General features: G+C 67.5%; 13 protein-coding genes (1 of these 13 cut by a window edge). 6 read left to right on the forward strand and 7 right to left on the reverse strand.

Going from position 1 to position 13,136, the window contains the following annotated elements; genetic code table 11:
* Window positions 1-28 precede the first annotated feature (28 nt).
* The 5 genes from QO058_RS18735 to QO058_RS18755 form a co-directional block, all read right to left on the reverse strand.
* Window positions 29-655, reverse strand: a complete 627-nt coding sequence (locus QO058_RS18735; RefSeq protein WP_284167780.1) for a DJ-1/PfpI family protein — start codon at window positions 653-655, stop codon at window positions 29-31.
* Entirely contained in the window at window positions 652-2,238 is a 1,587-nt protein-coding gene (locus QO058_RS18740; RefSeq protein WP_284167781.1) for a copper resistance CopC/CopD family protein, read from the reverse strand. Before QO058_RS18740 ends, QO058_RS18735 begins: the two co-directional genes overlap by 4 nt.
* Before the next feature lie 41 nt (window positions 2,239-2,279).
* On the reverse strand, window positions 2,280-2,798 hold the full coding sequence (locus tag QO058_RS18745) for a YcnI family copper-binding membrane protein (protein ID WP_284167782.1): 519 nt from the start codon (window positions 2,796-2,798) through the stop codon (window positions 2,280-2,282).
* Window positions 2,799-2,977: 179 nt separating this feature from the next.
* Complete coding sequence (locus tag QO058_RS18750; protein ID WP_284167783.1) at window positions 2,978-3,343, reverse strand: hypothetical protein; 366 nt, start codon at window positions 3,341-3,343, stop codon at window positions 2,978-2,980.
* Between the two features lie 88 nt (window positions 3,344-3,431).
* Window positions 3,432-3,878 (reverse strand): MerR family transcriptional regulator, encoded by a 447-nt coding sequence (locus QO058_RS18755; RefSeq protein ID WP_284167784.1) that lies wholly within the window; start codon window positions 3,876-3,878, stop codon window positions 3,432-3,434.
* 78 nt (window positions 3,879-3,956) lie between these two features.
* Here QO058_RS18755 and QO058_RS18760 point away from each other — a divergent pair, with 78 nt between their 5' ends.
* The 6 genes from QO058_RS18760 to QO058_RS18785 all read left to right on the forward strand — a co-directional run bounded on the left by QO058_RS18760 (window position 3,957) and on the right by QO058_RS18785 (window position 10,189).
* Window positions 3,957-6,311 (forward strand): heavy metal translocating P-type ATPase, encoded by a 2,355-nt coding sequence (locus QO058_RS18760; protein ID WP_284167785.1) that lies wholly within the window; start codon window positions 3,957-3,959, stop codon window positions 6,309-6,311.
* 187 nt (window positions 6,312-6,498) lie between these two features.
* Window positions 6,499-6,954, forward strand: coding sequence for a methyltransferase family protein (locus QO058_RS18765; protein WP_284167786.1), 456 nt, complete (start codon window positions 6,499-6,501; stop codon window positions 6,952-6,954).
* Window positions 6,951-7,457: a signal peptidase II gene (lspA, locus tag QO058_RS18770; protein ID WP_284167787.1), complete on the forward strand. Its 507-nt coding sequence runs from the start codon at window positions 6,951-6,953 to the stop codon at window positions 7,455-7,457. Before QO058_RS18765 ends, lspA begins: the two co-directional genes overlap by 4 nt.
* Window positions 7,457-8,359, forward strand: a complete 903-nt coding sequence (locus tag QO058_RS18775) for a cation diffusion facilitator family transporter (protein WP_284167788.1) — start codon at window positions 7,457-7,459, stop codon at window positions 8,357-8,359. The genes lspA and QO058_RS18775 overlap by 1 nt, the downstream gene beginning before the upstream one ends.
* 115 nt (window positions 8,360-8,474) lie before the next feature.
* Window positions 8,475-9,533, forward strand: a complete 1,059-nt coding sequence (locus tag QO058_RS18780) for a L,D-transpeptidase family protein (protein WP_284167790.1) — start codon at window positions 8,475-8,477, stop codon at window positions 9,531-9,533.
* A gap of 32 nt (window positions 9,534-9,565) precedes the next feature.
* Window positions 9,566-10,189, forward strand: a complete 624-nt coding sequence (locus QO058_RS18785; protein ID WP_284167791.1) for an SCO family protein — start codon at window positions 9,566-9,568, stop codon at window positions 10,187-10,189.
* A 176-nt stretch (window positions 10,190-10,365) separates the two neighbouring features.
* Here the strand turns inward: QO058_RS18785 and QO058_RS18790 are convergent, their stop codons facing one another.
* Window positions 10,366-11,748 carry an aldehyde dehydrogenase family protein gene (locus QO058_RS18790; RefSeq protein ID WP_284167792.1) on the reverse strand — a complete coding sequence of 461 codons (1,383 nt, stop codon included), beginning with the start codon at window positions 11,746-11,748 and terminating at the stop codon, window positions 10,366-10,368.
* A gap of 25 nt (window positions 11,749-11,773) precedes the next feature.
* Window positions 11,774-13,136 carry the 3' portion of an acetolactate synthase large subunit gene (locus QO058_RS18795; RefSeq protein WP_284167794.1) on the reverse strand. Its footprint extends 293 nt past the window's final position, so the window shows 1,363 of its 1,656 coding nt (coding positions 294-1,656); its start codon lies off the right edge, out of view; its stop codon occupies window positions 11,774-11,776.

Consider the following 13,136-nt stretch of genomic DNA (forward strand, 5'->3'; position numbering starts at 1 on the left):
AGGTCGGCATTGCGCCGGGCGGCGTCGATCAGGGGCTTGCGTCGCGCCAATAGGTCGCCGGTAAGCTTGGCGCCGGCTCGCTCCGGAGCGCCGGCGTCGAAAGGCGGCTGCGGTCGGTGACGACGCGGCTGTGCTCGACGCTCGCTCCCATCGCTGCCAGAAGGTCGCGAATGTACCAGTGGCCAGTGGCGCGATAGCCCTTCAGCAGTCCGGCGGCGCCGAGCAGCAGCGAGCCTGTGCAGACCGCGGTGACATAGCGGGCCCGGGCGCCGCGATCGGCGAGGAAAGCGAGTGTCTGCGCATCCTCCATCAGCGCGACGCTCCCCTTCAGCCCGCCCGGAATGAACAGGACATCGAGATCGGCCGGGCAGTCGGCATAGCTCGTCGTCGGCGTGACCGGCAGGCTAAGATCATTCGCGACCGGCTGCCGGTCCTTCCAGACCAGATGCAGCTCCGCCCGCAGCAATGAGAACACGGTCAGCGGACCGACCAGGTCGAGCATCACCATATCGGGATGCACCAGCATCGCGATGCGCGGGGCGCTCGTTCCCGCTGGCTGGGCCAGCGCAGCTTGCGGAAGCCCGGCGAGCAACCCGGATAGCGCGCCGGCTGCTGCCAATCCCGTCCAGTCGCGGCGTGTGATGTCGCTGGTCATGGCCTGATCTCCACGGTCTCCTTGAGGCGGATCATCTCGAAATCCGAGACCAGGATCTCGAGTTCGACGGTCCAGCGGCCGGCGATGGGGAGCGTCAGGTGGCTGACCTGCCAGTCGCCATCTCCCTGCCGGATGGCTTGCCGTTCCATGGGTTCGATGCCGGCGGTGGGGTTGGCGAGCGACAGGCGAAGTTCCCTGGCATTGAGCGGGCCGAACTCGCCATTCAGCAGCGAGACGGTGATCGTCACGGGGCCAACCCGGCCCGGTGTCACGCTGAGATCGGCCATCGCCTTCTCGGTATGGATATGGACGCTCGCCGGCTGCGCCGCGGCCGCGGTGAGTGCGCGCGGTGGCGGCGTGAAGCGCCAGAGCGCAGCCGTGCCGAGAATGACGAGCACCACGACCACCTCGGCCGCAACGACCCTGCGCAGCTGCCGCGATCCTGCAATCTGCCCCGATGCGGCCTTCGCCGTCAGCCGATAGCGGTTGAAGCTCGCGAGCCCGAGCAGGATTGCGACGAGGCCGAGCTTGGCGAGAAGGACATTGCCGTAGGCGGTTTCGAGCAGAGCCTGCGGTCGCTCGACCTGCACGATGGCGAGGACCGCACCGCTGAGGAGGAGTGCGATCAGCAGATATGGAATGCGTGCGGAGAACCGCGTCAGCGCAACCGCTCCCGCAGGCTCGCGCAGCGCGAAGGCAAAGGGCATCAGCGCGCCGGCCCAGCCGGCGAGGGCAACTGCATGCAGGAAGACGGCCGGACGCATCAGCAACTGCGGCGCGGCCGCGCTGGCATGGCCGCTCGCCGCGAGGGCGAGGCCGACTCCGAGCCAGCCGACGAGCGCCAGCATGCGGCCGATCGTGCCGGGCGCGACCAAAGCCGCGAGCGCTGCGAGCAGGGCAAGCGCAGCGACCAGAGCGGTGCGGCCGAAGCTGCTCGCAGCCGCAGCTTGCCAGACGGCCGCTTGCAAGGCGCTGGAGGGTGGAAGAGCCAGCGCGTCGAGCCCCTGCGCCACGAGCGCAAATGGCAGGGACAGAAGCCCGAGCGTTAGGAAGCCTGCGATAGGCGCGCGCGCGGCTGCGGGGAGGGGAGTGACCCACGCTATGAAGGCGACGCCGCCAACGCCGAAGGCGAGGCCGAGAGAGAGCCCGAGCTTGCCGAGCCAGAGCATGAAGCGGACGGCTGGCTCGCTCTGCGTCGTCACGGCTGGAGCCGCACCGGGCGCGCCGATCGAGAACACCACCGAGCCGCCGACGGGATGGCCGTCCTCCGAGATGACGCGCCAGCTCAGTACATGCGTGCCTTGGCCGAGATCCGCGGGTGACGCGATCGAAAGCGTCAGGTCAGAGAGCGTGAAGCGCGTCAGCGGGCGAGCGGTTCCGTCGGGGGCTATCAGCTTCAGCACCAGCGGCGAGACCGGCTCGCTGAAGCTCAGGCTGAACTCGACCGGCGCGACAGCGATCACCGCCCCGTCGGCTGGAACGGCCTTCGTCAGTGCGGCGTGCGCCAGCGCCTGCCCCGCCGTTGCCAGCGAGGCGACGGCGAGGCCGAGCAGGATGAGGAGAAGGCGGAGTTGCCGGGTCATGGCGGTAGGGCGGCCGGGCGGGAAAGCCCGGCCACGCTCGCTCACTTCTTCGGGGTCAGCTTCACGCCGGGCGCCGGGAACTTGTAATCATCAGCCGACTTGCCAGCCGCCGGGATCTCGATCCAGCGTTCGACCGCGCCGCCCTCGCATTCCTGCACCACCGGCACGTAGAGCGTGGTCTCCGGCTTGAGGTCGGCGGTGAGATAGCCGCGCAGCACGAACTCGTCATAGTGCTCGTCAAGCAGCTTGCCGCCGCTCCAGGAGACTTCGGTGACGCCCTCGGCCGTCGGCGTGCCGTAGTAATCATAGGGCTTCTCGTACTTGCCCTTGGTCGTCTCCAGCGTCCAGCCGGGCTTGGGCATCGGCTTGACCGCGATAACCCCCTCGGGGATGCGGACGCGGACCTTGGTCGTGGCCGCGCCCTTGCAGCCATGTGGCACGCGCAGCACCGCCTTGTAGGTCGAACCGACCGGGGCCTGCTGGGTCTCCAGCGTGACATGGGCGAAGGCCGGGCCGGCAGCGAAAGCCGCGACAAGAGCGGCGAGGGAAAGAGACTTCATCGTCAGGAATCCTTGCGGAATGGGCGCCGGGATGGCCGGCACAGCCGCCCGGAGGCGGCATTGGTTCGAATGAGCGCGCGCTGGCAGCTTTGCCGTCGCGAGCGAATGGGATGGGGGAGGTTACTTGCGGCCGTCAGGGCAGCGCAGATTCCGGCGCGATGCGCTCGGATGCGCGCAGCTCAGAGGGTGGTGGGCGGCGCGCGGGGGTTGGCCGGAGAGCGGCCAGCGATGAAGCCGGATGGCAGGTCGAGCCGCTGCTGGAAGGCGACGAGATCGACAGCGCGGTGCACGACCGGCAGGAACGAGACGGGTGCAGCCGGGGCGCCCGTGCCGGAGAAGGCGCAGCCGAGCATGCAGCAGCTCATCAGCGCATGCGCCGCGGCGCCGTCGCTTTGACTCGCCGGCATGTCGCCGCCGGCGCAGAGCGTCATCGCCAGCGAACGGTCGAGGCTGAAGCTCGCCGCATTGGCGCCGGAGGCTAGGCCGGCGAAGATCGCCTGAAGCACGACGAGATAGGCCGCGGCCAGCGCGACCCAGCGTCTCATCCCTGCTTTGCGGCGCCCTGCGGACAAAACCGGCCCTCCTGCCGCTTCGATAGCATGACTACTGGCCGGGTCAATTTGCCTGGATGTCTCAGTGGCCGTGGTGCTCGCACTGGGCATGATCGGCCAGCGCCTCGATGACGGCGCAATCGCAGGCCGCGACGCCGCCTGAGCAAACCGTTGCGATCCGGGCGAGTTCCGCCTCCAGCGAGCGCAGCCGTGCGATCTTGTCGCGGACTTCGTCGAGATGACTGGCGGCGATGGCATGTGCTTCGTCGCAGGCCATGCCGGGTGTGTCCGAAAGCCGCAGCAAAGTGCGGATGCTCTCGACCGCGAAGCCGAGATCGCGCGCATGCTTGATGAAGGCGAGCCGCTCGACATGGGCGCGGCCATAGCGGCGCTGGTTGCCCTCGGAGCGCTCCGGCTCAGGCAGCAGGCCGACCTGCTCGTAATAGCGGATGGTCTCGACCTTGACCCCGGTCCGCTCGGCCAGCGTCCCGATCGGCACCACGCGTTCCAGGATTTTCGCCGGCTGCATGATTTTCCCTCTTGAAGCTGTAGTGGCTACAGGTTGTAGGTAGGTGGCCCCGCAACGCTGTCAAGCGGAGACGAGAGCATGGCCACCGCCGTAAAACCCGAAACGGAAACGCTGTCCTGGAAAGTCGGCGGCATGGATTGCGCGAGTTGCGCAGCGAAGATTCGCGGCGCGGTCGAGCGGCTGCCCGGCGTCTCCGACGTGCGTCTCTCGGTGATGTCCGAGACATTGACGCTCGCGCTCGACGAGAGCCGGACCGGCCGCGACGCCATCGAAAAGCGCGTCGCCAGCCTCGGCTACAAGACGACGCCGACGAGCGCGCTACGCGTGGCAGCGCCCGCGCCAGAGGCGAGCTGCGGCTGTGGCCACGATCATGGGCCGGCGGACAAGGCGCACGGCCACGTGCACGGGCACAACCAGGATCATTCGGATTGGGGCGACCATGAGCACGATCATGCAAACCACGATCACAAGCACGACCACGGTCACGGCAAGGCCAAACCGGCCGCCGCCGACCAGGGCCACGGCCTGCCCGGCCATGTCCACGAGCCGACGCCGGATGGCGTCTCCCGGTACGAGACCGGCAAGGGCAGGCTCGTCCTCCTGACCGGCGCGCTGCTCGCCGGCGCTTGGCTGACCAAGCTCGCCTTGTCGGAGACCGCCGCCTATTGGGCCTTTATCGCCGCCTGCGTGATCGGCGTCGTGCCGGTGGCGCGGCGCGCCTTCGCCGCGGCCATGGTCGGCCAGCCCTTCACCATCGAGATGCTGATGACGATCGCCGCGACCGGCGCGCTCGTCATCGGCGCGGCCGAGGAAGCGGCGCTGGTCGTCTTCCTCTTCGCCGTCGGCGAGGTGCTGGAAGGCGTTGCCGCCGACCGCGCCCGCGCCTCGATCCGGGCACTCGGCGATCTCGTGCCGAAGACGGCGCTGATCGAGGAGAATGGCGAGACCCGTCAGGTCGAGGCGGCCGCGCTTGCGGTCGGCCAGATCGTGCTGGTCCGCCCGGGCGATCGTATCCCGGCCGACGGCGCGATCAGCGATGGCATCTCCGGCATCGACGAGAGCCCGGTCACCGGCGAATCCGTGCCGAAGACCAAGGGCGTCGGCGACCAGGTCTATGCCGGCTCCGTCAATCGCGAGGCGGCCCTGCGCGTCCGCGTCGAGAAAGCGGCTGAAGACAACACCATCGCTCGCATCATTCGCCTGGTCGAGGAAGCGCAGGAGGCGAGGGCGCCGACCGAGCGCTTCATCGACCGCTTCTCGCGCATCTACATGCCGGCGATCGTCAGCCTTGCCATCCTCGTCGCGCTGGTGCCGCCGCTCGCCTTTGGCGGCGAGTGGTCGGTCTGGATCTATCGGGCGCTGGCGCTGTTCTTGATCGGCTGCCCCTGCGCGCTGGTCATCTCCGTGCCGGCCTCGATCGCGGCAGCACTTTCGACCGGGGCGCGCCAGGGCCTGCTGCTCAAAGGCGGCGTGGTGATTGAGGCTGCCGCCCGCACCGGCGTCGTCGCCTTCGACAAGACCGGCACGTTGACCGCAGGCGAGCCGCGCGTCACCGAGATCGTCGCGCTCGGCCGTGACGAGCGCAAAATCGTCGAGCTCGCCGCTGCGGTCGAGACCGGCTCCAGTCATCCGCTGGCGCTCGCGATCATCGCCCGCGCCAAGGCGCATGCGATCCCGGTGCGCGCTGCCGCGAATGCCGCCGCCATCGCCGGCAAGGGCGTGACGGGCATGCTCGACGGCATCGACATCTTCGTCGGCGCGCCGCGTCACGCGAAGGATCGTGCGACCTTCGACGCAGCCGCGCTGGAAGCAGTCGAGCGGCTTGAAACCGCCGGCAAGACCGTCGCCGCGGTCATTGCCGATGGCCAGCTCGCCGGACTGATCGCCTTGCGCGACGAGCCGCGCGAGGATGCCGCCGACGCCATCGCCGAACTCAAGGCACTCGGTGTCCGTTCGGTGATGCTGACCGGCGACAATGCCCGCACCGGCGCCGCCATCGCCGGCTCGCTCGGCCTGGAGCACAAGGCCGAATTGATGCCGGACGACAAGGTCACCGCCATCAAGGAGCTGGCACGCGAGGCGCCGGTGATGATGGTCGGCGACGGCATCAACGATGCCCCGGCTTTGGCCGCCGCCCATATCGGCGTCGCCATGGGTTCGGGGACGGATGTCGCGCTCGAGACCGCCGATGGCGCGGTGCTGAAGAGCCGGGTGCGCGACATCGCCGCGATGATCCGGCTGGCGCGGGCGACGATGGGCAATATCCGCGCCAATATCGCGATCGCGCTGGGCTTGAAGGCCGTGTTCCTGGTCACCACCGTGTTTGGCTATACCGGCCTCTGGGTCGCGATCCTCGCCGATACCGGCGCGACCGTGCTGGTCACCGCGAACGCGCTGCGGCTGCTCCGCTTCAACGCCGGCAAGGCCGGCTGAGGAGAACAGCCGATGTCCGGCATGGAGATCGCCAGTTATCTGATGGTCGTCGTCTACGTCGTCAGCTTCCTCGCCATGTCGGCGATCTTGGCGAAGGAGGCCGGCCGCGCGGTCTGGCTGTTCGGCAAGGGCGGGGGAGAAGCAGACGCTGCCGGCGTCACTCTTCCGGATCGCCTTTGCCGGCGCCGTGCTCTGGCCACTCTGGCTCGCCACCTTCGGCAATCCGATGAGGGCCGATCCGCTGACGGTGGCGCTGGACGGGCCCTGGTTCGATGTCCTCGGCCATCTCCTGGTCGTCATCGGCGCCTGCATCGCGCTTTTGTCGCAGCGCTATATGGGCACCTCCTGGCGCATCGGTGCGGCCGAGGGCGAGCAGGGCGCGATCGTCGACAGTGGCCCCTTCGCGATCTCGCGCAATCCGGTCTTCGTCGGCCAGGCGCTGCTTTTCATTGGCCTCTTCATCGTCCTGCCGAGCTTCGTTCAGGTGGTGCTGACGCTGGCGCTGCTCGTTGCGATCAGGCTGCAGGTTGCGATCGAGGAGCGCGTGCTCGCCGCCTCGCTCGGTGGTCCCTATCTCGCCTACAAGGCTCGCGTTCGGCGCTGGCTGGGCGTTGGCGGCAGCGCCGCCGGAGAAACCGCATGACCTCGTGGCGCAAACTTGTCGCCGTCATTGCTGTCGCGCTCGTGGCAGCCGGGCTCGATCAGGCCAGCAAATGGTTGATGCTGGAAGTCGTGCTCAATCCGCCGCAGCTGATCGAACTCACACCCTTCCTCAATCTGCGCCTCGGCTTCAACACTGGCGTCAGCTTCGGTCTGTTCCGCGACACGCTGGAGGCCTGGCCGGGACTGCTCGGGCTGTTCAAATTCGCGGCCGGCTTCGGCCTGCTGGCCTGGGCAATGCTCGCACGGCACCGCCTGGAGCGCATCGGCCTTGCGCTGATGGCCGGCGGGGCCTTCGGCAATGCGATCGATCGCTGGCGCCGGGGCGCGGTCACCGATTTCCTCGATCTGCATTGGGACGACTGGCACTGGCCGACCTTCAACGGCGCCGACATCGCTCTGACCTTCGGTGTGGTGCTGATGCTTCTGGCCGCCCTGCCGGTGATGAACCGAACGCCAAACCGGCATATGAGCGGAGCATCCTGATGGGCGCGGGACACTCGCATGGCGGCAGCGCCGGTACGGCGGCGGGCCGCCACAAATCGCGGCTTGCCGCCGCCTTCGGCCTGACCTTCGCCTTCATGCTCGCCGAGGTCATCGGCGGCTTGTGGACCGGCAGCCTCGCATTGCTGGCGGACGCAGCGCACATGCTGACCGATGCCGGCGGGCTCGCGCTGGCGCTGGTCGCGATCCGCTTCGCCGAGAAGCCGGCGACGCCGCAACGGACCTTCGGCTACGTCCGGATGGAAATCCTGTCGGCGCTCGCCAACGCCGTCGTCCTGCTGCTGCTGACGCTCTACATCCTCTACGAGGCCTATGAGCGTTTTCGGAGCCCACCGCCCATCCTCGGTGGGCCGATGCTCGCTGTCGCGGTGGTCGGGCTGATCGTCAACCTGATCAGCATGAAGCTGCTCGCCGGCGGCTCCTCCGAGAGCCTCAACGTCAAGGGCGCCTATTTCGAGGTGCTGAGCGACATGCTCGGCTCGCTCGGCGTCATCATCGCGGCGGTCATCGTGATGACGACCGGCTGGCGGCTTGCCGATCCGATCGTCGGCGCCGGCATCGGTCTCTTCATCGTGCCGCGGACTTGGATCCTGCTGAAGCAGGCCGTCCACATCCTGATGGAGGGCACGCCGCCAGAGGTCGATATGGCTCTGCTGGAGAAGTCGCTGCTGGCGCTGCCGAGCGTCACCGCCGTCCACGATTTGCATGTCTGGACACTGACATCTGGTCTCGATGCGATGAGCGCCCATGTCGTGGTCGCCGACATGGCTGAAACCAGGCCGACCCTCGTCGCCGCTAATCGGCTGTTGGCCGAGGAATTCGGGCTCAAGCACACGACGATCCAGATCGAGGATCAGGCGATCCGGCAGGCGGATGGTCTCTGATCGGATGGCGGTTCACGAAAACGTCAATTGAACCTCGACCGGCCTGAGGTTGCAGGGTCGCGCGGGCTTGAAGCCCGTTCACGAGTCGTTAGCGCCAGACGCCGATAATTTTCTCATGTCCGATCGTTCCCTTCTCCAGCGTCTCCGGCGCTTCGCACTGCTCGGTGTCGCCGCTGTCGCGCTCTCATCCTGTGTCGGGATGGAGGGTGATGGCCGCGGCAACCAGCCTTTGCCGGCCGCGCTCGTCTCGCAGATGTCGGCGAAGGGCATGAGCCAGGCCGACCCGATCGTCGTGCGCCTCTACAAGAAGGAGAGCGAGCTCGAAGTCTGGAAGCGCGACCGCTCCGGCCAATACGCTCTGCTCAAGACCTATCCGATGTGCCGCTGGTCGGGCCAGCTCGGTCCCAAGAAGCGCGAAGGCGACCGGCAGGCGCCCGAGGGCTTCTACACGGTGACGGCGGAGCTGATGAATCCGAAGTCGCAGTTCTATCTCTCGTTCAATCTCGGCTATCCCAACGCGCTCGAGAAGGCGCAGGGCTATACCGGTTCAGCCCTGATGGTGCACGGCGCCTGTACTTCGGCTGGCTGCTACGCCATGACCGACGACGGCGTCACCGAGATCTACGGGATGGCGCGCGAGGCCTTCGCCGGCGGCCAGCGCAGCTTCCAGGTCCAGGCCTTCCCGTTCCGGATGACGCCGGAGAACCTGGCCCGTCATCGCAGCAATCCGAACATCGACTTCTGGCGCAATCTCAAGGAAGGCTCGGATCATTTCGAGGCGACGCGGCAACCGCCACGTCTGGCGACTTGCGGCAATCGCTACGTCTTCAATCCGGCCGGCGATGCCTCGGCTTTCGTCCCCGGCGCGCCGTGCCCGGCCTACCAGGCCGATGCCGAGGTCGAGCCGCTGGTCGCGGCCCGCAGTGCCCGCGACGAAGCGCGCCTCGCCGAGCTCTCCAGCAGCACGCCGGCGATGAGCTATGCGCTGATGGATGGCGGCATGCACCAGAGCTTCCGCAAGCTCCTGCGCAATATCGGGCCGGAGCGGATGCAGACCATGGTCGCCGGCAAGGTGGAGATCAGCGCGCCGCAGGCGGCGCTGGCCGATCCCTATGGCGGCGGCGACGATGAGCCGCAGCAGGCAACGGCGACCGGGTCGATTACGCCGCGTTGACGCCGGCGAAGCCGGCGGCCAGACAGGGCGCCATGCCGATCCTCAAACTCATCCGTTACGGCGCCTGGACCGCAGTCGCTGTCGTCGCCTTCACCGCCGGCGCGATCCTGCTCGGCTGGTGGCATGTCGATGGGCCCGGCCGGCCGAACAGCGGGACTGTCGCTTCTTCGCCCTTGGCCGATGTCGGAGGGGCGTTCAGCCTGACCGACCATACCGGTCGCAAGGTCACGCAGGCCGATTATCAGGGCAAGCCGGCGCTGGTCTTCTTCGGCTTCACCAATTGCCCGGAGGTGTGCCCCACGACGCTTTTCGAGCTCACCACCTTGCTCGGCAAGCTCGGCGCCGATGCAGACAAGCTCAACGTGCTCTTCGTCACCGTCGATCCCGGGCGCGACACGCCGGCGCAGCTGGCGCTCTATTTGCAGTCCTTCGATCCGCGCATCGTCGGGCTCTCCGGCAGCCAGGCCGAGGTCGATGCTGCGCTGAAGGCCTACAAGGCCTATGCCAAGCGCCTCCCGACCGCGGACGGCTACACCATGGACCACACCGCCTCGGTCTATCTGATGGACGCGGAAGGTCGCTTCCGCAGTCTGATCGACTATCATGAGGAACAGGACTCGGCGCTCGCCAAGGTCAGGCTGCTGCTCAAGCGCTGAAGAGCTGTCATTCCGGGGCTTCGCGAAGCGAAGAGCCCGGAACCCAGAACCGATGCGCTTGATCGCAAGGCGCAGGGATCGGGCAGCTTATCTGGAATCGGTATCGGTTCTGGCTTCCGGGCTCAGGCCTGACGGCCTGCCCCGGAAAGACGGCGAGGTTCTGAGTTAAAACCGCCTCAGCGCCGGTTCAGCAGGATCATCTTCTCCTGTGTCATGTCGCGCATGGTGTAGGGGATGCCGCCGGTGCCGTAGCCGGATTCCCTGCGGCCGGCGAAAGGCATCCAGTCGGTGCGGAAGGCGGTGGGGTCGTTGACCATCACTGCCGAGGCGTCGAGCCGCTCGGCGACGTGCAGGGCGACATCGATGTCCTGCGCGAAGACGCTGCCCTGGAAGGCGACGGGCAGCGAGTTGGCCTGGGCGATGGCGTCGGCCAGCTTGCTGTAGCGATAGACGCAGACCAGCGGGCCAAAGACCTCGAGCTGCGAGACCTTGGCGTCGACGGCAGGGTCGAGCAGCACGGCCGGCTCCAATGTCGTCTCGGACAGGCGCTTGCCGCCGAGCGCCAGCTTCGCGCCGCCCTTCACGGCTTCGTCGATCCAGCTCGCGACCCGGTCGACCTCCTTGGGCAAGATCAGCGGGCCGACCTCGGTCTCCTTCAGCGTGGGATCGCCGGTGCGCAGCTTGGCGACGCGCGCCACCAGCCGTTCGGTGAAGGCCTCGGCGATCTCCTGATGCACGAAGATGCGCTGCGTCGACACGCAGACCTGGCCGGCATGATAGTAGCCGCCTTTGACCAGCGGCTCGATGATCCGATCGAGATCGGCGCTGCGGTCGACGATCGCCGGCGCCGCCCCGCCATGCTCCAGCGCCGAGCGCGCGCCATGCGCCAGCTTGGAATGCAGGTACCAGCCAACCTTGGCCGAGCCGATGAAGCTGAGGAAAGCGACGCGCCGATCGGTGGCGAGCGCCTCGGCGAGCTCGTTCGTCTCCGGGATGAACAGCTGGCACCAGGCTTCCGGCAGGCCGGCCTCGTGCACCAGCGCGACGAAGTCGCGACAGCACAGCGGCGTCGTGCTCGCCGGCTTGATGATGACCGGACAGCCGACGGCGATCGCCGGCGCGACCTGGTGGACGATCAGGTTGAGCGGGTGGTTGAAGGCCGAGATCGCCGCGATGACGCCGATCGGCTCCTTGGTGGTGAAGGCCCAGCGTCCGGCGGCGGCCGGCGTCAGCCCCATCGGGATTTCGCGCCCGGCGAAATTCCGGAGTTCGTCGGCGGCATTGTGGATGCCGTCGATCGCGCGTGTCGTCTCGATGATCGCATCGGTCAGCGGCTTGCCACCCTCGCGTGCGATCTGCCGAGCGAAATGGTCGCGCTTGCCGGCCAGCAATTCGGCGAGCTTGCGCAGGATCGCGATCCGCTCATGCGGCTTCAGCCAGCCGTCGCGATCGCGGAAGACCTTGTTGGCCGCCTTCAGCTTGGCCTCGAGCGCCGCCGCATCATCGGTGGCGATCTCCTCGATTGGCGCGCGATCGAACGCCTGCACGACCTGCAGCATGGTGGTCTCCTTCGCTTGGTCCGTATCAGGCCAACTCGATATCCGGGGTCTTGTTGCGGAGCTCCTCGACGAGCACGCGGGTGTTCTCCGAATAATCGATCGGAATCTCGACGAGATGGACGCCGCCACCGGCAAAGGCGGCTTCCAGGGTCGGCACGAGCTCGGCGGGGGAGCCGACGCGCGAACCCTTGGCGCCATAGGCCTTCGCATAGGCGACGAAATCGGGATTGCCGAAGCTCATGCCGTAATCGGCAAAGCCGTCGACCGCCTGCTTCCAGCGGATCATGCCGTAGGCGTTGTCGTTGAGGATGACGACGACGAGGTTGAGGCCGAGGCGGACGGCGGTCTCCATCTCCTGGCTGTTCATCATGAAGCCGCCATCGCCGCAGACCGCCATCACCCGGCGCTCGGGGTAGAGCATCGCCGCCATCATCGCCGAGGGCAGGCCGGCCCCCATCGTCGCCAGCGCATTGTCGAGCAGCAGCGTATTGGCGACATGGGTGCGGTAGTTCCGCGCGAACCAGATCTTGTACATGCCGTTGTCGAGGCAGACCATGCCGTCCTCCGGCATGACCGCGCGGATGTCATGGACGATGCGCTGCGGTGTGATCGGGAAGCGATCCTCCTGCGCCCGGTCGTTGAGATGGGCGAGGATCTTCTGGCGCAGCTCCAGCATGACCGGGTCGGCTTCCAGCCGGCCGCCGAGCCGTTCTGCCAGCGCAGTGACGGTTGTGCCGATATCGCCGATCACCTCGGCATCGGGATGGTAGACCTGCTCGACCGTCGCCGATTGGTAGCCGACATGGATCACCTTCGGCCCGCCGGCGCTCTTCATCAGGAAGGGTGGCTTCTCGATCGTGTCGTGGCCGATCGCGATGATCAGGTCGGCCCGGTCGATCGCCTGGTGGACATAGTCGCCCTCGGACAGGGCGGCGGTGCCCATATAGAGATTGGAGCCGCCGGTGACCGCGCCCTTGCCCATCTGGGTGTTGAAGAAGGGCAGCTTCACCCGCCGCACGAAATCGGAGAGCGGCTCGACCAGCCTTGGCCGGTTGCCGGCGGCGCCGATCATCACCAATGGCCGCTTGGCGGCGAGGATCATCTCGGCGGCGCGTGCGATCGCCCTTGGATCCGCCACAGGCTGTTCCAACGGATGCACCGGGATCAGCGGTACGTCGGCGACCTCCTCGCCGGCGATGTCCTCGGGCAATTCGAGATGGACCGGGCCGGGCCGCTCCTCCATCGCGACGCGGAAAGCGTCGCGCACCACCGAGGGGATGCTGGCGGCGCTGACGATCTGCCGGGTCATCTTGGTCAGCGGCTTCATCGAGGCGACGACGTCGACGATCTGGAAGCGCGCCTGCTTGGCGCTCATGATCGCCTTCTGG

Source organism: Bosea vestrisii (genome assembly GCF_030144325.1).
In the GTDB taxonomy this organism is placed as follows: Bacteria; Pseudomonadota; Alphaproteobacteria; order Rhizobiales; family Beijerinckiaceae; genus Allobosea; species Allobosea vestrisii_A.

Coding starts and splice junctions, on each gene's coding strand:
- QO058_RS18735 (WP_284167780.1), bottom strand. CDS start 655: ATGACCAGCGACATCACACGCCGCGACTGGACGGGATTGGCAGCAGCC.
- QO058_RS18740 (WP_284167781.1), bottom strand. CDS start 2,238: ATGACCCGGCAACTCCGCCTTCTCCTCATCCTGCTCGGCCTCGCCGTC.
- QO058_RS18745 (WP_284167782.1), bottom strand. CDS start 2,798: ATGAAGTCTCTTTCCCTCGCCGCTCTTGTCGCGGCTTTCGCTGCCGGC.
- QO058_RS18750 (WP_284167783.1), bottom strand. CDS start 3,343: ATGAGACGCTGGGTCGCGCTGGCCGCGGCCTATCTCGTCGTGCTTCAG.
- QO058_RS18755 (WP_284167784.1), bottom strand. CDS start 3,878: ATGCAGCCGGCGAAAATCCTGGAACGCGTGGTGCCGATCGGGACGCTG.
- QO058_RS18760 (WP_284167785.1), top strand. CDS start 3,957: ATGGCCACCGCCGTAAAACCCGAAACGGAAACGCTGTCCTGGAAAGTC.
- lspA (WP_284167787.1), top strand. CDS start 6,951: ATGACCTCGTGGCGCAAACTTGTCGCCGTCATTGCTGTCGCGCTCGTG.
- QO058_RS18775 (WP_284167788.1), top strand. CDS start 7,457: ATGGGCGCGGGACACTCGCATGGCGGCAGCGCCGGTACGGCGGCGGGC.
- QO058_RS18780 (WP_284167790.1), top strand. CDS start 8,475: ATGTCCGATCGTTCCCTTCTCCAGCGTCTCCGGCGCTTCGCACTGCTC.
- QO058_RS18785 (WP_284167791.1), top strand. CDS start 9,566: ATGCCGATCCTCAAACTCATCCGTTACGGCGCCTGGACCGCAGTCGCT.
- QO058_RS18790 (WP_284167792.1), bottom strand. CDS start 11,748: ATGCTGCAGGTCGTGCAGGCGTTCGATCGCGCGCCAATCGAGGAGATC.